Below are 20250 nucleotides of genomic sequence, written 5' to 3'. Positions count from 1 at the left end.
AGGGCTTAATTTAAGTTAAGTTTAACAAGTTCCATTAGCTTTAAAACAAAAGTTTTACCGAAATTCGTAACACAAAACTGTTTTTTTATGCCTTCATATATCGCTGCACGAGTTCCGAAGTCGCACTACGACGTAGTTTTAATAGGTGGTGGAATTATGAGCGCCACGCTCGGAACTTTACTTCACGAACTGGAACCTACTTTAAATATCGCAATCTTTGAAAGACTCGGCCGCTTTGCCCGCGAAAGCTCCGCCGCGTGGAATAACGCAGGAACCGGTCATTCTGCTTTTTGTGAATTAAATTATACACCTCTGCAGGAAGATGGTTCCATTGATATTTCAAAAGCTGAAAAAATAGCTGAACAGTTTGAAGTTTCTAAACAGTTTTGGTCTTTCTTACTTTCCAAAAATTATATATCTGACCCGAAAACATTTATAAATTCCTGTCCGCACATGAGTTTGGTTTTTGGCAAAGGCGATGGTGAGTTTCTGCGCCGCCGGCATGAAAAAATGACGCAATCTCATCTTTTTCAGGGAATGCAGTTTACCACCGATCACAACCAGCTGCGCGAATGGATTCCTTTAATAATGAGCCACCGCAAAAAAACCGAGCATTTAGCGGCTACAAAAATGGATATGGGAACCGATGTTAATTTCGGGACATTAACCAGAAAAATGGGACGGTTTCTCGCTGATGATTCTAATGTTGATGTTTTCCTTTACCACGACGTAAAAGACATCGATCCGCGCCACGACGGAAAATGGGAAATAAAAGTCAAAAACCGCATGCATCCGAAGAAGTACGAACTCACGTCTGATTTTGTATTTATCGGCGCTGGCGGTTATGCGCTTCCTCTGCTTGACAGTTCGGATATTCCTGAAAGCGATGGCTACGGCGGCTTTCCGGTTTCCGGTGAATGGCTGGTTTCCTTCAAACCTGAACTCATCGCACAACATCAAGCCAAGGTTTACACGCAAGCCACTGTAGATGCCCCGCCAATGAGCGTTCCGCATTTAGATTTGCGCATCATCGATGGTCAGCAGGCGCTTTTATTCGGGCCTTTTGCGGGCTTTTCAACGAAATTTTTAAAGGAAGGAAGCTATCTGGATTTGCCCGAAAGTGTGAATTTTTCAAACATCCGTTCACTGTTTGGTGCTTGGTGGCATAATTTGCCTTTAACTCAATATTTAGTCCGACAGGTCGCGATGACGAAAGATCAGCGCATGCAACATTTACGGGAATTTGTGAAAGACGCGCATGAAGACGACTGGCAATTGAAAATTGCGGGACAGCGTGTGCAGATCATTAAAAAAGATGAAGAAGACGGCGGAAAACTGGAATTCGGGACCGAAGTCGTGGTGAATAAAAGCGGCACAATCGCCTCATTATTGGGTGCCTCGCCGGGCGCTTCTACCGCTGCTTATGCGATGTTGCAGGTGCTTGAAAAATGTTTTCCCGACAAGGTGGAAAACGAATGGAAGGAAAAACTGTGCGAAATTATTCCATCTTACGGCCAGAAATTATCCCAAAATCCTGAGCTGACTGAAAAAATTCGCGCTTATACCAAGGAAAAACTGGAACTGAATTATTAAGCAATGAAACTGCTTTGGAAAATGAGCGAGCCCGGCACCGTTACAAAGCCGGAAATCACCACGGAGATTCTGGAATCGCTTCAGCCACTGGTTGAAGAAGAAAAACAGGTCATCGTGCATTGCTGTTTTCCGGGCAGTCCGTTTTCCGGAATGCTGGTACGCATTTGGGCGTCCACGTTTTTAATCGATAATAATTCCAGCCACAAAAGCACGCTGATTCACCACGAAAACATTTCGCTTTTTCCGTATTGGACAGAGGTTCCGTCGCATAAAGACTTTTGGTTTACGCTGGTTTTTTCCGGCTTGCCGCGCGACTGTAAAAGTTTTGACCTCAAAGAAGAAATACCGGAAGATGGCGGATTTTACGTGCCGAATATAAAAAGAAACGGTACCGATGTTTACCGTGTAAAAATATCGTCTTAAAACGGCCTTTTTTTTAGAAACTTCGTATCAGCGATTTTATCTGCTGATAGTTTATCTTTTTTAATTTTAATTTAATGAAAAATATCGCCCTTTTTGCCTGTTTTTTTCTGATTTTCGCCTGCGCCACGTCGGTTGCTGAAAACCCGGTTTCGGACATTAAAAACTTTCAACAGGAATTGAATTCCGAATACAAAAACATAAAAACAACACCATTGCGCGGAAGTAATTTTACCAGTTTTACGGCGCATCCGTTTTTCCCGATCGATTTAAAATATCGGATAAATGCAGATTTCAAGAAAACCGAAAATCCGGAAACTTTCGAAATGCCAACTTCTTCCGGGAAAACTAAAAAATACCGCGAATACGGTAAAGCAACATTTAATTTAGATGGAAAAAATTACACCGTTTCGCTTTACCAAAGTTTAGACTTAATGAAGCAGAAAGAATATGAAGATTATCTTTTTTTGCCATTCCGCGACGAAACCAACAGCAAAGAAACTTACGGCGGCGGAAAATATCTGGATTTAAAAATTCCAGCCAAAAACAAAATCATCATCGATTTTAATAAATCTTATCAGCCGTACTGCGCTTACAATGCTTTCGATTATAACTGCCCGATTGTTCCGCCAGAAAATTTTCTACCGGTAAGAATTGAGGCTGGCGTGATGTACGATGACGTATATCATCATTAAAAATCATCATTTCAAAAATATATAAATATGGAAGTTTCATTAAAAAACCAGGTCGCTTTAATCACAGGTTCCTCCAGCGGCATCGGAGCGGGAATTGCAAAATCCATGGCGGAATCCGGCGCGAACGTGGTCATTAATTATCCGAGTGAAAGCTCACGCGAAAAAGCCGCAGTTATTTTAAATGAAATCGTTGAGAAAGGCGGCGAAGGAATGCTTTGCCAGTGCGATGTTTCGAAGGAAGATGAGGTGATTAAAATGTTTAAAGAAGTCACCGATAATTACGGAACAGTGGATATTTTGGTGAATAACGCTGGAATTCAGGTAGATTCGCCGTTTACGGAAATGTCGTTAAGCGCCTGGGAAGCCGTAATTGGTGTGAATTTAACGGGACAGTTTCTCTGCGCGCGTGAGGCCATAAAAGAATTTTTAAGAAGAGGAATTGATCCGGCGCGTTCCGTTGCATGCGGAAAAATCATCCATATTTCGTCGGTACACGAAATCATTCCGTGGGCTGGGCACGCAAATTACGCAGCCAGCAAAGGCGCTATCAGAATGTTGATGCAAACTTTGGCCCAGGAATACGGCGCCGACCGGATTCGCGTGAATTCTATCTGTCCCGGCGCAATCCAAACCCCGATTAATAAAAGCGCCTGGGAAACGCAACAGGAAATGAATTCGCTTTTGACGCTGATTCCATATAACAGAATCGGCCAGCCGCAGGATATTGGAAATCTCGCCGTTTTTTTAGCGAGCGATTTGGCAGATTATATCAGTGGCGCAAGCATTTTTATCGATGGCGGCATGACCACTTTTGAGTCTTTTACTACCGGCGGCTAAATTTAGCGCGTTGCAAAAGCCTTTAAACAAAAAACACACCCGATGACCGAAGAAAGCAAAAAATTACCCGATATAGCCTGGAAAAAATGGGGACCCTATGTGAGCAACCGGGAATGGGGCGTGGTGCGTGAAGATTATTCCGCTAACGGCGATGCCTGGAATTATACGACGCACGACACCGCAGAAGCCAAAGCTTACCGCTGGGGTGAGGAAGGGATCTGTGGAATTTCTGACGATGAGCAGCTTTTAATTTTTTCACTGGGTCTTTGGAACAAGAAAGACGAAATGGTCAAAGAGCGGTTTTTCGGCCTTACGAACAGTCAGGGGAATCACGGCGAAGATGTGAAGGAATATTATTATTACCTCGACAACACGCCGACGCATTCCTACATGAAAATGCTCTATAAATATCCGCAAAACGCGTATCCGTACGAAGAATTAATTGAAAGAAACGCAGCTGCAGGAAAACTGGAACCAGAATATGAACTCATTGACACGGGAATTTTTGATGAGAATAAATATTTCGATGTTTTTATAGAATTTGCGAAATTTTCACCACAGGATATTTTCATTAAAGTCACTGTTACCAATAAATCCGAGGCAGACGCGCCGCTCGTGCTTTTGCCTACGATTTGGTTTCGTAATACCTGGAGCTGGGGCTACGATGATTACCGACCAGAACTAAATGAAATAAATTCTAACCAAATCTGCATAAAGCACAGAGCGTTAAGCATTAAAAATTTTTACGGCAAAAGTGCCCAAAAAATCCTTTTTTGCGATAATGAAACCAATAACCAAAGGCTGTATCAATCTGAAAATAGCGGGAAATACTGCAAAGACGGAATTAATGATTATGTAATTAATGGAAATGAGAATGCGGTAAATCCGGAAAAAAAGAGTACAAAAGCCGCTTTTTTCATCGATGAAATTATTCCGGCTAAATCGACCAAAATTTTCGAATTTCGGTTATCGGACAAAGATGTGGAAAATCCATTTGAAAAATGTGACGAAACATTTTCAAAACGAAAAGATGAAGCTGATGAATTTTATAAAGATCTGCAAAAAGGCATTAAAACCGATGACGAAAAGCTCGTGCAGCGACAGGCTTTAGCCGGAATGTTGTGGAGTAAGCAGTTTTACCATTACAACGTCGAAAAATGGCTGGAAGGCGATCCTGCCGAAGTAAAACCACCGAAATCACGACGGAAAATCCGAAATGAAGAATGGGAAACTTTCAATTCCATGAACATTATTTCCATGCCCGACAAGTGGGAATATCCGTGGTTTGCGACCTGGGATTTGGCTTTTCACACTTTAAGTTATGCGCTCATCGATTCCGATTTTGCCAAACAGCAGCTCAAACTTTTCACGCTGGAGTGGTTTATGCACCCGAACGGTCAGCTTCCGGCGTACGAATGGGATTTCAGTGATGTAAATCCGCCGGTCCATGCCTGGGCAGCATTTCGGGTTTTTAAAATTGATGAGGTCCAGAAAGGAAAACCAGACCTGGAATTTCTTGAAGGCGTTTTCCAGAAATTATTGATGAATTTCACCTGGTGGGTGAATAAAAAAGACAATAACGGCAACAATATTTTCGAAGGCGGTTTTCTTGGTTTGGATAATATCGGCATTTTCGACCGGAATGCAACCTTGCCTCACGGACAGAATCTTGAACAGGCAGACGGCACGAGCTGGATGGCCATGTTTTCTTTAAACATGATGCGTATCGCTCTGGAACTGGCGCTTTACAACAAAGTGTATGAAGATATGGCGACGAAATTTTTCGAACATTTTCTTCATATTGCTTATGCGCTGGACAATATGGGCGAAGGCGATTTTTCACTTTGGGATGAGCAGGATCAGTTTTTCTACGACGCTTTGCAACTGAAAGACTGCACGAATATGTTTTTGCGTATCCGCACGATTGTCGGCTTAATTCCCATGTTTGCGGTGGAAGTCATCGACGAAGAAATGCTGGACAAATTGCCGGTTTTCAGCGAAAGAATGTCATGGGTCTTAAAAAACAAGCCGGAACTTGCGGCGCTTGTTTCACATTGGGACGTAAAAGGTGACGAATCCAAACATCTACTTTCATTGCTGCGTGGTCACCGTTTGAAAAAATTGCTGGAACGTATGCTGAACGAAAAAGAATTTCTTAGCGATTACGGTGTGCGCGCTTTATCAAAGGAATATGAGGAAAATCCCTTTCATATCAATTTAGGTGGCACGGACTATACGGTGAAATATCTGCCTGCGGAAAGTGACAGTTACATGTTTGGCGGAAACAGCAACTGGCGCGGGCCTATTTGGTTTCCGATTAATTTTTTAATTATCGAAAGTCTGCAGCGCTTCTTTTTTTATTACAGCCCCGATTTTAAGATAGAATGTCCGACCGGTAGTGGAGAATATTTAAATTTAAATGAAATTGCAGATTTTTTAAGCAAAAGACTGGCGAAAATTTTTCTTGAAGACGAAAACGGTAAACGCGCTTTTAACGGCCAATATCCGAGATTTCAGGACGATGAAGATTTCAAGGATTATATTCTCTTTTACGAATATTTTCATGGTGACAATGGCCGCGGCGTCGGCGCTTCACACCAAACGGGCTGGACGGGTTTAATCGCCAAAATTTTGCAGCCGCGCTATACCCAATTTAAAATGGCAAAAGCACAAACCGAATCTCCAAAATAAGGTGGTGCAGAAATTGCAGGGAAAAATTTAACATTAAAAATGCAGCTATGGAACCAAGAAAAAAAAATACACCAGGACCGATCGTGATTTTTGCAATTGTATCAATGATCATCGCAATAATTTCTTACCTGATTTTACAAGTATTTTTCCCCGACTTATTTCGGATTTTACCTACGGGAACCGTTCAACCTGTGCCGACGAACTAAACTTTACTTAAAAACGCTTCGAAAGCGGCGTGTACACTTACGGTACCGTCATTTTCTATTTTCTGAAGTTTTAAGTTTTCAATCTGGTTAATGGAATTTTCGTCGAAAGCTTTTTTTACGCGCACATAATTTTCGGTGAAACCGAACATAAATCCGTTTTTATTTTCGTGCTCCCACAACACCGGCAAAGTTTTGCCAAGCTGCGTTTCATAAAATGCCATTTTCTTTTTCTCAGATAAAATTCGGAGCATTTTGCTGCGTTTTTTTCGTTCCGCAATTGGGATTACGCCGTCCATTTCTACAGCTTCCGTATTTTCTCTTTCAGAATAGGTGAAAACATGCAGATAAGAAATCGGCAATTCATTTAGGAAACGATAGGTTTCCAAAAACTTTTCCTCGGTTTCCCCCGGAAACCCTACGATAACATCAACACCTATACACGCATCCGGTATGACTTCACGGATTTTTTGCACACGATTGGTGTAAAGTCCGGACATATACCGGCGCTTCATTTTCTTCAATAAATCATCGCTGCCGCTTTGCAAGGGAATGTGGAAATGCGGCACAAAACGCTTGCTTTTCGCGACGAGTTCAATGCTCTCGTCTTTCAAAAGATTCGGCTCTATCGAAGAAATACGGATTCTTTCAATACCTTCAACGGTATCGAGTTCTGAAATTAAATCTAAAAATGTGTGCTCGTGTTTTTTATTCCCAAATTCACCTTTACCGTAATCGCCAATGTTTACGCCGGTTAAAACAATTTCCCGAATTCCGCGCGACGCAATTTCTGCAGCATTTTTAACCACATTTTCAATGGTATCTGAACGGGAAATTCCGCGTGCTAAAGGAATGGTGCAGTACGTACATTTATAATCGCAACCGTCCTGAACCTTCAGAAAAGCCCGCGTGCGGTCGCCAATGGAATAACTTCCGATAAAAAAATCAGCCTGATCAACTTCGCAGGAATGGATAATTCCGTTGTCAGCAGATTTCTGCAAATCATCCAGATAGCTCAAAAGATTGAACTTTTCTTTCGCACCCAAAACCAAATCTACGCCTTCAATACCCGAAATTTCTTCAGGTTTCAGCTGCGCATAACAGCCTAAAATCACTACCAAACCGTCGGGATTGGCTTTCATGGCTCTTTTCACGTGAAATTTACATTCGCGGTCAGCATTTTCTGTCACAGAACAGGTGTTGATGACGTACACATGCGCACGCTCATCAAAGCTAACCTTTGCGTAGCCGGCACCTGTTAATTGGCGTGCAATTGTTGAAGTTTCCGCAAAATTGAGTTTACACCCAAGCGTATGAAAAGCGGCGGTTTTTTGGGTAAGATGTTCCATATTTTCAGACTGCAAATTTAAAGATTTATTCGGTGCAAAGAAAAATTTCGGTTCATTACGAAAAAAAACCGCGCCGAAGCGCGATTCTTAATGAAATGAAATCTAACTAAATATAAATTTTTGCCCTAAATCTGGGTTATTTTCTTAAAATGATTATCAACTGCTTTCCAGGAGCAGACCGTGGCGTGGTGCGACAGCTGGCCAATTCTGCGCTGTTCTGTATCAAAAATCCTTACGTTTTCTACATTCAGTTTCGGCGTTCTGTACACGTGAAGACTTACCGTAATTTCGTCGGAATTATTGATAATCGAATTGATGTCTGTAGTTTTCTCAATTAAAATATCGCCTTCCTTAGCTGTTGCGCGCGAATCGTATTCAATAAAATTGTCATTTTCGCGGTAACTAATTTCCGTCAGGCTGCCTTTCAGCACTTTAAGTTTGGTATCATAATTCACATGATCCCGGATAACCGAACAGTAATTTATGCCCCAGATTTTCAGCGCCGCGAAAAATTCGCCCTGAAAAACCGGAATTCTCATACAGGTTTCTGCTGGAATTTCCAAGGCAGAAATCTGGTAGATTTCTTCGAAATCCTTAATGTGAAAGGTGAAAAGTAAATCGCAAACTTCCTCGAAGCTTAGGCTATTTTTCGCTTTCAGATCTGCTAAAACCTGCTCGAGTTTCTGTAATCCGATAGGTGTTTCCATTACCTGTGTTTTGATGGTGTAAATGTAAACACAAGCGGCGAGGAGAAATATTTTTTGGTACTGACTTAAATCAATACTGAAATTTATCAGCTATTTTAAATTTTGTATTCGTCGCGCACTTCGTCGCTTTTCGCAAAACACACGGGCGAAGAATTTTCCGGCAAATCGGCTGTATTTTCCGGTTTTTGCGAAAACGGAATTTTTGTTTGAATTTTTTCAGCAGAATCTTTCTCGTTTTGAAGCAATTCTGCAAGAAAAATAATTTGACCCACGGAAAACACACAGCTTGAAAGTTGGCTTAAAACCATTGATTCAAAATCAGATTTTTTACCGCTTATTTGACCGAATTTTTCCCATTTTTCCGCGGAAATTTCTTCAATGTTTTTAAATATAATTTCCCAGCTTTCAGACCAAAACTGTAGAACTTCGGTTTTTGAAGTTAAATTATTTTGAAAAAATTCGTTGCTATTTTGCCCAATTTTTTCATTTTCTATTTCAGAAAAAAATGCCGTTTTTGCCCCGAATTTTTCAGCAAAATCCAGAACCAAATCTGCGATAGTTTTGCTTTCATCATTAATTTTTTTTAAGAAAACAGGCTCATTTAACACCGAAAAAATCTCGTCGGTTTGATGTTTATATTTCTGGAATTCAGCAAAAATTATTTCTTTCATGATGAAACTTTTGAAAACTCAAATTTACGCAATGTAATTTTTAAAATTTGCTATTCGGCGCCTAATATGAGTTCGCGCAGCTATTGCAAAATTTTGGTGTCATTCATTTTCAGACCGCTTTTTAATCAATACATTTGCAGCTGATTTTTAATTTTAAACAAAAATGGATTTTAAAAACTATACGATGCCGTACAGCATCAATCCGGAGTATTCTAAAAAAGTTGCCTATTTTTCAATGGAATTTGCCATTGATCAGGCGTTGAAAATATATTCCGGCGGGCTCGGATTTTTGGCGGGTTCGCACATGCGAAGTGCTTATAACCTAAAGCAGGATTTGGTAGGAATTGGGATTCTGTGGAAATTTGGTTATTACGATCAGGCGAGAAATCACGACCAGACTTTACAACCAACCTGGACGGTAAAATTGTATTCTTTTTTGCAGGACACGGGCATTAAGTTTCAAATAAATATCCATTCCGCGCCGGTTTGGGTGAAAGTGTATTATTTGGCGCCGGAAGTTTTCCACACTGCGCCGATGTTTTTCCTTTCCACCGACGTGCCGGAAAACGACCATATTTCAAAAACAATTTGTCACCGTCTGTACGACGCGAACGAATCTACCAAACTTGCGCAATATATTCTTTTAGGAAAAGGTGGCGCAAAACTTCTGGACATGATGAATTTCGAGCGCGATGTTTATCATTTAAATGAAGCGCACGGTTTGCCGGCAGCATTTTATTTGTTGAAGAAATTCGGTGGCGATTTGAATAAAGTTAAAGAAAAACTGGTTTTCACCACGCATACGCCGGAAGAAGCCGGAAATGAAAAGCATAATCTTACCATGTGCCATGATATGTCTTACTTTTCAGGTTTAAGCATTGATCAGGTTAAAAACATCGAAGGTGTAGAAGATGACCGTTTTAACCACTCACTGTGTGCGCTCAGAATGGCGAGGGTTGCTAATGGTGTTTCCCAACTGCATGGAGTAGTTTCCCGTGAAATGTGGAGCAAATACCCAAATATTTGTGAAATTAAAGCAATTACGAACGCACAGGAATTTAAATATTGGGCAGATAAACCGCTTTATCAGTCGAAAGATGAAGCTGATTCCACCTTATTTGATTTCCGCAAAAAGCATTTAAAGAAAAGATTTTTCAAAATTGTTGCCGATCAAACAGGAAATTTATTCGATCCTAATGTTTTAACCATCGTTTGGGCGCGCAGATTTGCTGGCTACAAGCGCGCAGATTTATTGCTTCACGACAAAGAAAGGTTTGAAAGACTGTTGAACAATCCGAAATATCCGGTGCAGATTATCTGGGCAGGAAAACCTTATCCGATGGATTATTCCGCGATTTCAACCTTTAACGGACTTGTTGAAGAAAGTAAAAATTACAAAAATATGGCGGTGCTTACAGGTTACGAATTGTCTTTAAGCAAATCGATGAAGCAAGGTTCTGATGTTTGGTTAAATAATCCGCGTGTGCCGCGTGAAGCTTCCGGAACTTCCGGTATGACGGCTGCGATGAACGGTTCTGTAAACTTTTCTACAGACGATGGTTGGATTCCGGAATTTGCCAAACACGGCAAAAACTCATTTGTAGTGCCGAAAGCGGATTACGATAATATGAGCGTTTACGACCAGGATAATTACGATTTGAATAAGCTTTATGAAATCTTAGAAAACGAAATTATTCCAATGTATTACGATCGTCCGGATGAATGGCGAACTGTACAGCAAACCGCGATGGATGATGTAAAAGTTGCTTTCAATTCCGACCGAATGGCCGATGAATATTACAAGCAGATTTACCTTTAAATCATTACCAAAAAATACCGGCCGGAGAATGCAGATTTTCCGGCTTTTTTGTGCCGAATTTTTTAATTTTTAAAAACTTACTGAATTAAACTTAAAGAAAATTTGCCGCTTTTTGGGCATTTTTTTCTGTTTTGGATTTTTTGCAGATTTACGTTTCCTTTAAAAAAATATTACTTTTGCTAAAATTAAAATCGAGTGATCAACAGCGACCAAATAAAAGAAACGCAATCCCGGATAGCAGATTTGTATAAATATCTGCAGATCGACCGTAAAAAAATTGAGATTGCAAATGACGAAGAAAAAACTGTTTCACCAGAGTTTTGGGACAATCCGAAGGAAGCGGAAATCTTCATGAAACAGCTGCGCTCCAAGAAGAAGTGGGTGGATGATTACGAGGAAATTTTCACACGTTTTGAAGATATTCAGGTTTTAATGGAATTTGCGAAAGAAGATCCGGATTCCGCGCGGGAACTTGATGAAGCTTTTCCGGTTTTAGTTCAGAAAATCGAAGATTTAGAATTTAAAAATATGCTTTCGAATGAAGGCGACGAACTTTCGGCGGTTTTACAAATTACAGCTGGTGCAGGAGGAACGGAAAGCTGCGATTGGGCTTCGATGCTGATGCGGATGTACAAGATGTGGGCAGAAAATCAAGGCTACAAAATTCGCGAACTGAATTATCAGGAAGGCGATGTTGCCGGAATTAAAACCGTCACTTTGGAAATTGACGGTGAATTTGCTTTCGGTTATCTGCGTGGTGAAAACGGCGTGCACCGTTTGGTGCGTATTTCTCCGTTTGATTCCAATGCAAAACGCCACACCAGTTTCGTCTCGGTTTACGTTTATCCTTTAGTGGACGACACGATTGAAATCAACATTAATCCTGCAGATATCTCCTTTGAAACCATGCGTTCGAGTGGCGCCGGTGGACAGAATGTAAATAAGGTAGAAACGGCAGTTCGTTTGCGTCACGCACCCACTGGAATTATAATTGAAAATTCCGAATCGCGCTCGCAGCTTCAAAACAAAGAAAAAGCAATGCAGTTGCTGAAATCACGCCTCTACGAAATGGAACTTGAAGAGCGTATGAAAGCGCGCACTGAGATAGAAGCCGGTAAAATGAAAATCGAGTGGGGCAGCCAAATTCGCAACTACGTGATGCACCCGTACAAACTGGTGAAAGATGTGCGTTCTGGCTTTGAAACTTCGGATGTGGACGGTGTGATGAACGGAAATCTGACGCCGTTTCTTAAAGCATTTCTAATGGCCGACGGAACGGCAGTTTCTGACGATAACTTCGAGCTTTAAAATTTAATAAACTTTAACAATTTCTTATTCTTTGCAGAAGAGCTCTTTTGTTATCTTTGCAAATATGGAGAATTTTGAAAGTTGGAAGGATTTATTAAATCCTGAGTTTTACATAAAAATGGGCGGTTTTTGGCTCATTTTATTTATAATCTTTGCGGAAACAGGTTTGTTTGTCGGTTTTTTTCTTCCGGGTGACAGCCTGCTTTTTGTTTCCGGTATTTACGCGGTAGAACTTGTAAATGAAACATTAGGCTCCACAGGCAGCGATTTTTTAGACACTACCATTTTAGCTTCAGCGGTTTCAGTTGCGGCAATCATCGGTAATGAAGTCGGATATTGGTTTGGTTTAAAAGCCGGCCCGGCATTGTACAAAAGAGAAGATTCTTTCCTTTTCAAAAAGAAATATCTTTTCCAGGCACATGACTTTTTCGAGCAGCATGGCGCTTTGGCGGTGATAATGGCAAGATTTTTACCGGTTGTAAGAACTTTTACGCCGATCGTTGCCGGAATTGTGAAGATGGATAAAACGCGTTTCCTAGTTGATAATATTATTGGAGCAATTTTGTGGTCTTTTTCACTGATTTTTGCCGGACATTATTTGGATGCACTTTTTCAGAACCAATTCGGGATTGATTTAAAATCGCATCTCGAGATGATTATCATTATCATCGTTTTGATGACTACTTTACCGATTATCATTAAATTTTTCTTCGGAAAAAAGAAAGAAGAAAAAGTTTCGGAGTAAAAAATTAATTTTTATAAATTTAAAAAAAAGCATCTTTTAGGTGCTTTTTTTTTGCTTCAAGCCTAAAAATAATCGCTAAAAAATTTGGAGATGTGAAAAACTATATCGTAATATTGCAATATCAAAATATGAATATGGACGCAAGCAAAACCGAACAAAAATTAGCGAAAAAAGTTCTTGCTGTTAATCATTAAAACTAAAAAATTCCCCCTTTCAACGCAAATTTTTTCAAATCCTCTATCCCTAAAAATCTAATCTCTTATTTCAAAACCCATGACAACCAACGAAGAAATCAAAGAAATGGTAAAGCAAAAATACAGTGAAATTGCTTTGCAGAATCAAGACACCAATGCAACTTCTTGCTGTGGAAGCGGCGGTTGTTCCACCGAGGTCTACAACGTGATGAACGATGAATACGAACATCTTGAAGGTTATAACGCCGAAGCAGATTTAAAATTAGGCTGCGGATTACCAACCGAATTTGCGAAAATTAAACCTGGTGACACCGTCATCGATTTGGGCAGCGGCGCCGGAAATGATTGCTTCGTGGCGCGACACGAAACGGGTGAAACCGGAAAAGTCATCGGCATCGATTTCACACCGGAAATGATCAATAAAGCACGTTTGAACGCCGAAAAATTGAAATACAACAATGTGGAATTCCGTCTGGGCGACATTGAGAATATTCCTACGATGAGCAATGTTGCGGATGTTGTGGTGAGCAACTGCGTGATGAATCTCGTGCCGAACAAACCGAAAGCGTTCAGCGAAGTGCAGCGGATTTTGAAAGTTGGCGGACATTTCAGCATTTCGGATATTGTTTTAACCGGTGATTTACCTGAAAAAATTAAAAACGCCGCCGAAATGTATGCGGGCTGTGTGGCGAGCGCAATTCAGAAAGATGAATATCTGGAAATCATTAAAAATTGCGGCTTTCAGAACGTCACCATTCAGAAAGAAAAACCGATTATCATTCCGAACGATATTCTGAAAAATTATCTGAATGAAGAGGAAATTGAAATTTATAAGTCCAACAAAAATATAATTTTCAGCATCACGGTTTACGGTGAAAAGAAAAACGAGTGCTGCGGCCCGACCTGTTGCTAAAACATTAAGTAAATTTTTAAGCTGCTTAAAAAAAAATTCCGCCTTAAAAGCGGATTTTTTTTGGTTTTAAAAAAGTGATTGTTTAACCGCCGAAAAATATCAATTAAGAATTATTTAACTTTGATAATTCGGGACTTGGTGAAAGTTTCATTAAATTTGAGATAATTAAAAATTATTACAATTATGGCAGATATTACATTACACGACAGTCCGGTGCACACCGTGGGAAATTTACCTGAAGTTGGAAGCACCATTAAAAATTTCCGGTTAATCAACGGAGAATTGAAAGAAAAAACTAGCGAAGATTACAGCGGAAAACGTAAAATTTTCAACATTTTTCCAAGCATCGATACCGGCGTTTGCGCCGAAGCTGCAAGAAAATTCAATGAAGCAGCAGCTGATTTGGAAAACACAGTCGTAATAAATGTTTCCAAAGATTTACCGTTTGCTTTAAACCGTTTTTGCGCTGCAGAAGGTTTGGATAACGTAGAAAGTCTCTCTGATTTCCGCGGAACTTTCGGTGATGACTATGGAGTGACGATGGAAGATTCGCCGATGCAGGGCCTTTTAAGCCGCGCGGTAATCGTTGCTGATGAAGACGGAAAAGTGATCTATACCGAGCAGGTTGCAGAAATTGCACAGGAGCCGAATTATGAAGCAGCTTTAAACGCTTTAAAATAAAATCCGAAATTAAAAGTTTTAACCTTGTCAGGAAGCAGTTTCTGACGAGGTTTTTTGTCTGAAATAGAAAAGTAAATTCAATAAATGAAACGTTCGGGTTCTGCAGATTTACCACTGCATTACGGCTACGTCCCGCAATGGCTTTACGACCGAATGTCCACACTCGGTCTTTCGGTGGTGGAAGTTATGCTGTGCGACTACGGCAAAGATGAGGTTATACGCCGCATGAGCGATCCGTTTTGGTTCCAGTGTTTTGGTGCGGTCATGGGCATGGATTGGCATTCGTCGGGAATCACCACTTCGGTGATGGGTGCGCTGAAAAAAGCCATCAATCCGCAGGCAAAATCGCTTGGAATTTATATCGCTGGCGGAAAAGGAAAACTGTCGCTCCAAACACCAAATGAGCTTGTGAAGATCTCGGAAACCACTGGTTTAAACGGTACAGAACTTGTCCGTGCAAGCAAACTTTCAGCAAAAGTAGATAATACCGCCGTTCAGGATGGCTATCAGTTGTACACGCACAATTTTATGCTCACCGATGAAGGTAAGTGGGCGGTGATTCAGCAGGGAATGAATGTGAAAGATAAAACCGCGCGGCGCTATCACTGGCATTCTGAAAACTTAAAATCTTTTGTGGAAGAACCGCATACAGGAATTGAAGGTATCAACCGCGGTCAGATCCTTAATTTGACTTCCCAAAATGCAAAAGATAACCGCAGCGGTATTCTGGAAATTTCGCACACCAATTCCGAGAAAATAATGGCAGATTTTGCCCGGTTAATCCTGCCGGCGCATCACGATGTTCAGGCTTCGGACGTAGATTTGAAAAGACTCGGCGCTTTACTTTCTATGACGCGCGAACTTCCGCCGGAAAATTTCGAAGAACTGTTATTACTGAAAGGCGTGGGACCACGAACGCTGCAAAGTTTAGCTTTGGTGAGCGAAGTCATTCACGGCGCGCCTTCACGATTTAAAGATCCCGCGCGGTTTTCGTTTGCGCACGGCGGCAAAGACGGTCATCCGTTTCCAGTGCCGCTGAAAATCTATGATGAGACGATTTCAATTCTTCAAAAAGGTGTCGAAAAATCAAAGCTCGGAAATTCCGATCAATTGAAAACCGTTGAAAAGCTCCACCGCATGATGGCAAAAGCGGAAGAACATTTTAAACCTAATTTTGATATCAATGACGTTATTGAAGAAGAACGCAAAAATTCCTGGAAATATGGCGGAAAAACCGTATTTGGTGATGCTGAAAAACCAAAAGGAAATACCGCAATTCAGCTGTCGCTTTTTTAGCTGCTAAAACGGTATTTTTTTAAAATCGAAAAAAAGCAGCTTTTAGCGGCAAATAAATTCATTTAAAAATAAAACAGAAATATGGAGCCAATAACACTTGAAATTACGATTTTAAAACCTGTTTCGCAGGTTTGGAAATTCTTTACAGAACCATCTCACATCACGGAGTGGAACTTCGCCGATGAGTCCTGGGTTTGTCCGTCCGCGGAAAATGATCTGCGTGTTGGCGGCCAATTTAATTACAGAATGGAGCAGCGCGATGGCGAGTTCGGTTTTGATTTTAAAGGAACGTATGATGAAGTAATTCCGAAGCAGAAAATACGCTATCATCTGGATGATAACCGCCAGGTTGAAGTGACTTTTGAAGAGGTAGATGCAAACACCACAAAGGTGACGGAAACCTTTGATCCGGAAGAAAGTAACTCGCGCGAAATGCAGCGTGACGGCTGGTATGCTATCCTCGATCGCTTTCATAAATATGTGGAAAACAATTAACCTAAAATCAATTTTGGCTTAAGCGGTTTGGAATTTATTCCGTATTTTTATGAAAAATAAGCTAATATGGAGCCCATAACCGTGAACATTACCATTTTAAAACCAATAGAAAAAGTTTGGGATTTTTTTTATCAGCCCAAGCATATTGTGAAATGGAATTTTACCACTACAAACTGGCATTGCCCTAAGGCCGTTATCGATTTTCGGGTAGGCGGCCGGTTTGATTATCGGCTGGAATACAAAGACAAATCCTTTGGTTATAATTTTTCCGGCAATATTGATGAAATCCGCCCGCTGGAATATGTGAGAACCGTTCTGGATGACGGCCGAAAAGTGGAAGTCTTTTTCAAAAAAATAGACGAAAATGCCACTGAAATTATCGAAGTTTTCGAACCCGAAGTTCAGTTTTCACGCGAAATGCAAAGAATCGGCTGGTACGCGATTTTAGACCGTTTTCACAAATATGTGGAAAACCACTAAAGCTGCGGCTTTTTTTATTTAAATAAAATTAAAAATGACGAACGAAATTTTTCCCTGTCTTTGGTTTGATGGAGACGGCAAAGCGGCCGCCGATTTTTACTGTGAAACCTTTGGCGGTAAAATCACGGTTGACACCCAAATGGTAATAAATATCGAGCTGTTTGGTCAAAAATTAATGATTTTAGATGCCGGTCCACAGTTTCAGAAAAACGCTTCAATTTCATTTACCGTTTTGTGTGAAAGCGTGGATGAACTTAAAAAATGCTGGGAAATTTTAGTCAAAGACGGAAAAATTTTACTGGAACTGGCGGAGCAGCCTTGGTCGGAATTATATGGTTGGGTTCGTGATAAATTTGGTGTTACGTGGCAACTTTCTATTAACGCTAAAAAAGAGGTTCAAAGAATTGTGCCGACCTTAATGTTTTTACACGAAAACAACGGCAAAGCTGCGGAAGCCATGATTTTCTACACCGACATTTTTCCGGATTCCAAAATAGGTTCAATTTTAAAATACGGCGACGGAGATAAAGCCGAAGAAAACCCGGAAAATATTCAGCACGCCCATTTTGAAATCGACGGTTACACCCTTTTCTGCATGGATTATTCCTACAATCATCCGTTTGATTTCAATGAAGGAATTTCAATTGTTGTAATGACAGATTCTCAGGAAGAAACCGACCTTTATTGGAATGGCTTAACCGCCGACGGCGGGAAAGAATCGATGTGCGGCTGGCTTAAAGACAAGTTCGGTGTAAGCTGGCAAATTGTTCCGAAAAAATTACTGGAGTTGATGAATGGTGAAGATCACGCGAAAGGCGCGAAGGTGATGCAGGCGATGATGACGATGCAGAAAATCATAATATCTGATCTGGAAACAGCGTACAATTCTTAGCAACCATAAGTTATATAAAAATGAAAAATTTGGTCTTTGAGCAGCAAATAAATGCCAATCGCGAAAAAGTTTGGGAAGTGCTTTTTACGCAGGATGCTTACGGAAAATGGTCTTCTGCAATGAACGAAGGTACCTATTTTGAAGGCGACTGGAGTGAAGCCAGCACGATGAAATTTCTAGATAAGTCGAACAACGGCATGTATAACGTGGTTGAAAAAAATAACTTTCCGCAGCAACTTTCGATGAAACACCTCGGCTGGATCATGGATGGAAAACCGGAACCACAAGATTGGGAAGATTCTACCGTCAGTTATTTTTTAGAGTCAAATGAAAACGGCACGCTGCTCACCGTGAAAGTAAATTCACTTGATGAATTTGTGGATTTTTTCCGAACGAAATACCCGAAAAATCTGGAATTAATCAAGCAGCTTTCTGAAGAATAAATTTTAAAAAAACGCAAAAATGGAAACTTTAAATTACGAAATGTACATCAACGCACCGATTCAGGATGTGTGGAATTTGCTTTGGAGCGAAGAAACTTATGGACAATGGACCCAGTTTTTTGACGAAGGTTCGCAGTTCAAAACCGACTGGAAAGTTGGCGGAAAAACCTATTTTACCAATAAAAATGGTGAAGGAATGGTTTCTACCATCGCGAGTTTAAATGAACCGACCGAAGTGGTTTTCAGTCATTTGGGCACTTACCAAAACGGTGTTGAAGACACGCAAAGCCGAGATGTTAAGCAGTGGAGCGGAACCGAGGAAAAATATTTCCTGCGCGCAGTGGACGATACAACTACCGAACTTCGCGCAATTGTACACGCCGATGAAAGTATGGTGGATATGATGAATACCGGTTTTAATAAGGGTTTTGAGCTTTTGAAAAAAATTGCCGAAAGCTAGATGAAATTACTTTCCATCATCGCGGTAACTTTTCTGCTGAGTCTGGGTGTTACCAAAATTTTTTACGGGTATTTTGACTATATTTTTTCCGGAAACCTTGGCCTTTCGGTTTTTATGATTTTCACCGGCTTAGCGCATTTTAAATTTCAAAAAGGAATGGCGCTCATGATTCCGGATTTTCTACCGGCAAAAATGTTTTTGGTCTACTTCACCGGCGTGCTAGAAATTCTTGCCGGTATTTTGCTCTTTTTTCGCGCTTTTCGTGAAGCGACCGCCATTTTCCTGATTGTATTTTTAGTTCTTGTATTTTTTGCCAACATCAATTCTTCGCGGAAAAAAGTTAATCTTTTTAAAGGTGATTTCTCCGGACCCGGAATGGCTTATCTATTTAAAGAGCGTTTACCCATGCAAATTATTTTGATTGTTTGGACGTGGTTTTTCGGAATTTATCTGCCAGCACAGTAAAAATTTAACCAAATCTTCTGCTCAAAAAATTTAAAAGCTCTATTTTTGCGTACCAAAATCGAGTGCTGCTCAGCCCGAAAATCCTGAATGAAGAATTATTATTATTTTCTTGGTGTGGCCGAAAATGCTTCTGAAGAAGACATCAAAAAAGCCTATCGGAAACTTTCTTTGAAATATCACCCGGACAAAAATCCTGGCGATGAGTTTTTCGAAAACCGCTTTCGCGAAATTCAGGAAGCTTACGAAATGCTGAATGACAAAGAAAAAAGACGGATTTACGATGATAATTTAGGACATCAGCAACGCACTTACAGACCGAATTTGCCGCCGGTCATCAAATCGTTTACCACGAACAAAGTCCGCGTTCAAAAAGGTGAGGAAGTCATTATTTCCTGGCAAACTATCAATGCTGATATTGTAAAAGTTTTGCCTTTTGGTCTCGAAAAAGGTTATGGCGAAAAAACTATCAGAATAACGGAATTTAAAAACGGCCAGTTTCAGCTGTTGCTGCATGTGACCAATTCTTTGCTGAATAAAACTTTAGTGCAGCAAATTACAATTACCGAAGTTTTTGAAAATACGGAGAACCAAAACCGTGAAGAGGCTGAAAAACTGGTAAATCCGCAGCATGCACAAAAAGTAGAAACGCAAAATCCGTCAAAAGCAAGCCGAATTACCATCGCGATAATTTTCCTGATTATCGCCGCGATGCTTTTAGCTAAAGTACTTTTCGGTATTGAAATTTAGTTTAAGCTAATTTCAACCTTCCGGGGCATTTTTTACACCTTTTTCCTTTCTTAAACTTTTTGCAGCAGTTCTTTTTGCCGCACAGCATTTCTTCTTTGAAACTTTGGGCAGGTGCTAACGGCGCAACTTTGAACGGAATAATCTGG

The 20250-nt window shown here is 40.6% G+C and carries 22 protein-coding genes; 19 read left to right on the top strand and 3 right to left on the bottom strand.

Translation table 11 applies throughout. The annotated features are described in order from the left end of the window. Positions 1–87: 87 nt before the first annotated feature. From mqo to OA84_RS11420, 6 genes are all read left to right on the top strand, one after another. Entirely contained in the window at positions 88–1593 is a 1506-nt protein-coding gene (gene mqo, locus OA84_RS09675; RefSeq protein ID WP_039345328.1) for a malate dehydrogenase (quinone), read from the top strand. 3 nt (positions 1594–1596) lie between these two features. Beyond that, the gene (locus OA84_RS09670) at positions 1597–2016 is read left to right on the top strand and encodes a hypothetical protein (protein WP_233701835.1); all 420 of its coding nucleotides are present in this window, start codon (positions 1597–1599) and stop codon (positions 2014–2016) included. Positions 2017–2090: 74 nt separating this feature from the next. Beyond that, positions 2091–2708 carry a DUF1684 domain-containing protein gene (locus tag OA84_RS09665; protein WP_039345322.1) on the top strand — a complete coding sequence of 206 codons (618 nt, stop codon included), beginning with the start codon at positions 2091–2093 and terminating at the stop codon, positions 2706–2708. 27 nt (positions 2709–2735) lie between these two features. Next, positions 2736–3545 carry a glucose 1-dehydrogenase gene (locus OA84_RS09660; protein ID WP_039345320.1) on the top strand — a complete coding sequence of 270 codons (810 nt, stop codon included), beginning with the start codon at positions 2736–2738 and terminating at the stop codon, positions 3543–3545. Positions 3546–3587: 42 nt separating this feature from the next. Beyond that, positions 3588–6236: an MGH1-like glycoside hydrolase domain-containing protein gene (locus OA84_RS09655; RefSeq protein ID WP_039345317.1), complete on the top strand. Its 2649-nt coding sequence runs from the start codon at positions 3588–3590 to the stop codon at positions 6234–6236. 47 nt (positions 6237–6283) lie between these two features. Beyond that, positions 6284–6442, top strand: a complete 159-nt coding sequence (locus tag OA84_RS11420; RefSeq protein ID WP_156965060.1) for a hypothetical protein — start codon at positions 6284–6286, stop codon at positions 6440–6442. Here OA84_RS11420 and mtaB read toward each other — a convergent pair. The 3 genes from mtaB to OA84_RS09640 all read right to left on the bottom strand — a co-directional run bounded on the left by mtaB (position 6439) and on the right by OA84_RS09640 (position 9166). Beyond that, positions 6439–7788, bottom strand: coding sequence for a tRNA (N(6)-L-threonylcarbamoyladenosine(37)-C(2))-methylthiotransferase MtaB (gene mtaB, locus OA84_RS09650; RefSeq protein WP_039345314.1), 1350 nt, complete (start codon positions 7786–7788; stop codon positions 6439–6441). The genes OA84_RS11420 and mtaB overlap by 4 nt on opposite strands. 125 nt (positions 7789–7913) lie before the next feature. Then, positions 7914–8495 carry a cupin domain-containing protein gene (locus tag OA84_RS09645; RefSeq protein WP_039345311.1) on the bottom strand — a complete coding sequence of 194 codons (582 nt, stop codon included), beginning with the start codon at positions 8493–8495 and terminating at the stop codon, positions 7914–7916. A 95-nt stretch (positions 8496–8590) separates the two neighbouring features. Then, positions 8591–9166, bottom strand: coding sequence for a DUF1572 family protein (locus tag OA84_RS09640; protein ID WP_039345306.1), 576 nt, complete (start codon positions 9164–9166; stop codon positions 8591–8593). A 163-nt stretch (positions 9167–9329) separates the two neighbouring features. Here OA84_RS09640 and glgP point away from each other — a divergent pair, with 163 nt between their 5' ends. The 13 genes from glgP (at position 9330) to OA84_RS09575 (ending at position 20104) form a co-directional block, all read left to right on the top strand. Further along, a complete protein-coding gene (gene glgP, locus OA84_RS09635; RefSeq protein ID WP_039345304.1) occupies positions 9330–10985 on the top strand; it encodes an alpha-glucan family phosphorylase in 1656 nt (551 codons plus the stop codon). A 195-nt stretch (positions 10986–11180) separates the two neighbouring features. Next, the gene (gene prfB, locus OA84_RS09630) at positions 11181–12293 is read left to right on the top strand and encodes a peptide chain release factor 2 (protein WP_039345302.1); all 1113 of its coding nucleotides are present in this window, start codon (positions 11181–11183) and stop codon (positions 12291–12293) included. Between the two features lie 64 nt (positions 12294–12357). Next, positions 12358–13038 carry a DedA family protein gene (locus OA84_RS09625; protein ID WP_039345301.1) on the top strand — a complete coding sequence of 227 codons (681 nt, stop codon included), beginning with the start codon at positions 12358–12360 and terminating at the stop codon, positions 13036–13038. A gap of 273 nt (positions 13039–13311) precedes the next feature. Continuing rightward, complete coding sequence (locus OA84_RS09620; RefSeq protein WP_039345291.1) at positions 13312–14145, top strand: arsenite methyltransferase; 834 nt, start codon at positions 13312–13314, stop codon at positions 14143–14145. A gap of 183 nt (positions 14146–14328) precedes the next feature. Next, positions 14329–14826, top strand: a complete 498-nt coding sequence (gene tpx, locus OA84_RS09615) for a thiol peroxidase (RefSeq protein WP_039345288.1) — start codon at positions 14329–14331, stop codon at positions 14824–14826. A gap of 84 nt (positions 14827–14910) precedes the next feature. Next, the gene (locus tag OA84_RS09610; RefSeq protein ID WP_039345285.1) at positions 14911–16122 is read left to right on the top strand and encodes a DUF763 domain-containing protein; all 1212 of its coding nucleotides are present in this window, start codon (positions 14911–14913) and stop codon (positions 16120–16122) included. Between the two features lie 81 nt (positions 16123–16203). Next, positions 16204–16617, top strand: a complete 414-nt coding sequence (locus tag OA84_RS09605; protein WP_039345283.1) for an SRPBCC family protein — start codon at positions 16204–16206, stop codon at positions 16615–16617. Positions 16618–16683: 66 nt separating this feature from the next. Continuing rightward, the gene (locus OA84_RS09600; RefSeq protein ID WP_039345280.1) at positions 16684–17097 is read left to right on the top strand and encodes an SRPBCC domain-containing protein; all 414 of its coding nucleotides are present in this window, start codon (positions 16684–16686) and stop codon (positions 17095–17097) included. Positions 17098–17131: 34 nt separating this feature from the next. Continuing rightward, entirely contained in the window at positions 17132–17989 is an 858-nt protein-coding gene (locus OA84_RS09595; RefSeq protein WP_039345277.1) for a VOC family protein, read from the top strand. Positions 17990–18009: 20 nt separating this feature from the next. After that, positions 18010–18432 carry an SRPBCC family protein gene (locus OA84_RS09590; protein ID WP_039345276.1) on the top strand — a complete coding sequence of 141 codons (423 nt, stop codon included), beginning with the start codon at positions 18010–18012 and terminating at the stop codon, positions 18430–18432. A 19-nt stretch (positions 18433–18451) separates the two neighbouring features. Further along, entirely contained in the window at positions 18452–18892 is a 441-nt protein-coding gene (locus OA84_RS09585) for an SRPBCC family protein (RefSeq protein ID WP_039345273.1), read from the top strand. Then, positions 18893–19357, top strand: a complete 465-nt coding sequence (locus OA84_RS09580) for a DoxX family protein (RefSeq protein ID WP_039345271.1) — start codon at positions 18893–18895, stop codon at positions 19355–19357. 87 nt (positions 19358–19444) lie between these two features. Continuing rightward, positions 19445–20104 carry a J domain-containing protein gene (locus OA84_RS09575; protein WP_039345268.1) on the top strand — a complete coding sequence of 220 codons (660 nt, stop codon included), beginning with the start codon at positions 19445–19447 and terminating at the stop codon, positions 20102–20104. The last annotated feature ends 146 nt before the right edge of the window (positions 20105–20250 follow it).

The sequence above is a fragment of the Kaistella solincola genome (assembly GCF_000812875.1).
Classification (GTDB): Bacteria; Bacteroidota; Bacteroidia; order Flavobacteriales; family Weeksellaceae; genus Kaistella; species Kaistella solincola.
This window is presented reverse-complemented; position numbering and strand designations above follow the sequence as displayed.

Excerpts from the sequence above, each read along its gene's own strand:
- OA84_RS09620 (WP_039345291.1), top strand. The coding sequence starts at position 13,312 with ATGACAACCAACGAAGAAATCAAAGAAATGGTAAAGCAAAAATACAGT.
- OA84_RS09575 (WP_039345268.1), top strand. The coding sequence starts at position 19,445 with ATGAAGAATTATTATTATTTTCTTGGTGTGGCCGAAAATGCTTCTGAA.
- OA84_RS09665 (WP_039345322.1), top strand. The coding sequence starts at position 2,091 with ATGAAAAATATCGCCCTTTTTGCCTGTTTTTTTCTGATTTTCGCCTGC.
- OA84_RS11420 (WP_156965060.1), top strand. The coding sequence starts at position 6,284 with ATGGAACCAAGAAAAAAAAATACACCAGGACCGATCGTGATTTTTGCA.
- OA84_RS09625 (WP_039345301.1), top strand. The coding sequence starts at position 12,358 with ATGGAGAATTTTGAAAGTTGGAAGGATTTATTAAATCCTGAGTTTTAC.
- OA84_RS09640 (WP_039345306.1), bottom strand. The coding sequence starts at position 9,166 with ATGAAAGAAATAATTTTTGCTGAATTCCAGAAATATAAACATCAAACC.
- OA84_RS09580 (WP_039345271.1), top strand. The coding sequence starts at position 18,893 with ATGAAATTACTTTCCATCATCGCGGTAACTTTTCTGCTGAGTCTGGGT.
- OA84_RS09605 (WP_039345283.1), top strand. The coding sequence starts at position 16,204 with ATGGAGCCAATAACACTTGAAATTACGATTTTAAAACCTGTTTCGCAG.
- glgP (WP_039345304.1), top strand. The coding sequence starts at position 9,330 with ATGGATTTTAAAAACTATACGATGCCGTACAGCATCAATCCGGAGTAT.
- OA84_RS09610 (WP_039345285.1), top strand. The coding sequence starts at position 14,911 with ATGAAACGTTCGGGTTCTGCAGATTTACCACTGCATTACGGCTACGTC.
- tpx (WP_039345288.1), top strand. The coding sequence starts at position 14,329 with ATGGCAGATATTACATTACACGACAGTCCGGTGCACACCGTGGGAAAT.
- OA84_RS09595 (WP_039345277.1), top strand. The coding sequence starts at position 17,132 with ATGACGAACGAAATTTTTCCCTGTCTTTGGTTTGATGGAGACGGCAAA.
- OA84_RS09660 (WP_039345320.1), top strand. The coding sequence starts at position 2,736 with ATGGAAGTTTCATTAAAAAACCAGGTCGCTTTAATCACAGGTTCCTCC.
- mtaB (WP_039345314.1), bottom strand. The coding sequence starts at position 7,788 with ATGGAACATCTTACCCAAAAAACCGCCGCTTTTCATACGCTTGGGTGT.
- OA84_RS09590 (WP_039345276.1), top strand. The coding sequence starts at position 18,010 with ATGAAAAATTTGGTCTTTGAGCAGCAAATAAATGCCAATCGCGAAAAA.
- OA84_RS09585 (WP_039345273.1), top strand. The coding sequence starts at position 18,452 with ATGGAAACTTTAAATTACGAAATGTACATCAACGCACCGATTCAGGAT.
- OA84_RS09600 (WP_039345280.1), top strand. The coding sequence starts at position 16,684 with ATGGAGCCCATAACCGTGAACATTACCATTTTAAAACCAATAGAAAAA.
- OA84_RS09655 (WP_039345317.1), top strand. The coding sequence starts at position 3,588 with ATGACCGAAGAAAGCAAAAAATTACCCGATATAGCCTGGAAAAAATGG.
- OA84_RS09645 (WP_039345311.1), bottom strand. The coding sequence starts at position 8,495 with ATGGAAACACCTATCGGATTACAGAAACTCGAGCAGGTTTTAGCAGAT.
- OA84_RS09670 (WP_233701835.1), top strand. The coding sequence starts at position 1,597 with ATGAAACTGCTTTGGAAAATGAGCGAGCCCGGCACCGTTACAAAGCCG.
- mqo (WP_039345328.1), top strand. The coding sequence starts at position 88 with ATGCCTTCATATATCGCTGCACGAGTTCCGAAGTCGCACTACGACGTA.